The sequence below is a fragment of the Schumannella sp. 10F1B-5-1 genome, from assembly GCF_006517535.1.
Taxonomy (GTDB): Bacteria; Actinomycetota; Actinomycetes; order Actinomycetales; family Microbacteriaceae; genus Schumannella.
In genome coordinates this window covers 1-270 of record NZ_VHQH01000251.1, presented here as the reverse complement: position 1 = coordinate 270, position 270 = coordinate 1, and the positions used below count along the sequence as shown (strand labels likewise).

The window sequence follows — 270 nt, the reverse complement described above, 5'->3', positions numbered from 1 at the left end:
AACTTCGTCTCGGGGTTCCGCTGGGAGGACTCGGTCGGGCCCCGGGCCGAGCGTCCGCGTCGTCTCGATCTGGCCTGGCACTCGACCGAGACCAACGAGGTGGGGCTGCACGAGTTCCAGACCTGGCTCGAGCAGGTCGGCTCGGAGCTCATGCTCGCCGTCAACCTCGGAACCCGGGGGGTCGCCGAGGCGCTGGACCTGCTCGAGTACACCAACATCCGCGGCGGCACCGCCCTCAGCGAGAGCCGACGCGCGAACGGCCGGGACCTG

Annotated in this window: 1 pseudogene; it reads left to right on the top strand. The window is 70.7% G+C overall.

Annotation, left to right across the window (positions count from 1 at the left end):
- Nucleotides 1-270 (top strand): annotated as a pseudogene (locus FJ658_RS15600) (alpha-L-arabinofuranosidase); the annotation flags it as partial.